This is a genomic window from Streptomyces sp. NPDC057654, assembly GCF_042800135.1.
Taxonomy (GTDB): Bacteria; Actinomycetota; Actinomycetes; order Streptomycetales; family Streptomycetaceae; genus Streptomyces.
The window spans coordinates 1-1059 of record NZ_JBHVHQ010001475.1 but is presented as its reverse complement, the minus strand read 5'-3'; the positions used below and the strand labels follow the sequence as shown (position 1 = coordinate 1059).

General features: G+C 77.0%; 1 protein-coding gene. It reads right to left on the bottom strand.

What is annotated here, in order from left to right; all coding sequences use genetic code 11:
• Positions 1 to 1059, bottom strand: a 1059-nt coding sequence (locus tag ACFU99_RS44470) for a DEAD/DEAH box helicase (protein ID WP_384404608.1), incomplete at both ends; no start/stop codon positions are given.

Sequence of the window (1059 nt, the reverse complement as noted above, 5' to 3'; positions counted from 1 at the left end):
TCAGGGCGACCCGCGCCCTGGCGCCGATGGCGCGCAGCTGCCGCGCGGTCGCCGAGTACGGGTTCTTCACGTGCTGCGCCTCGTCGGCGACGACCATGCCCCAGTCGCACCCGGCCAGCGTCCCGGCGTCCAGCCGCATGGTGCCGTACGTGGTGAGCACGAACTCCCCGTCCGCCAGCCCCTCCAGGCTGCGCGAGCCGCCGTGGAAGCGGCGCACCGCGGTCCCCGGCGCGAACCTCTCGATCTCGCGCTGCCAGTTGCCGAGCAGCGACGTGGGGCAGACGACGAGGGTCGGGCCGGCGGAGGCCGGGGTCTCCTGCCGGTGCAGATGCAGCGCGATCAGCGTGATCGTCTTGCCGAGCCCCATGTCGTCGGCCAGGCAGCCGCCGAGGCCCAGCTCCGTCATCCGGCCGAGCCAGCCCAGGCCCCGCAGCTGGTAGTCGCGCAGCGTCGCGGCGAGGGCGGCGGGCGGCCGGACCGGCTCCCGCGCCGTGGAGTCGGGATCGGCGAGCCGGTCGCGCAGGGCGGCGAGCCAGCCGGTGGCCCGCACCTCCACGGTGTCGCCGTCCGCCTCGGCCCGACCGGTGAGGGCCGCGCCGAGCGCCTCGACCGGCGCGAGCTTGCGGTCCGGGCGCTCCCGCGCCCGGCGCAGCGCCTCCGGGTCGATGAGCACCCACTGGTCGCGCAGCCGGACGGCGGGGCGGCTCGCCTCGGCCAGCGCGTCCAGCTCACGCCGCGTCAACTCCTGTCCGCCCACGGTGAATCGCCAGCCGAAGTGGAGCAGCGCGTCGGCCGAGAGCACGGACGGCATGCCGGACTCGACGCGCTCGGCCGCGCCCCCGGGCCCGCTCTCGGCCCGATCGAAGCCGTCGGTACGGCCGTCGGCAGGGCCGCCGGCAGGCGTGGAGTCGTCGGGCGGGCCGATGACGGCCTGCGTGGTGAGACCCCGTACCAGCTCCTTGGGCCAGTGGACCCGGACCCCGGCCGCGCCCAGCGACCGGGAGGCGGCCCCGAGCAGCTCGGCCACCTCGTCGTCGGCGAGGTCGAGCGCGTCGGGGA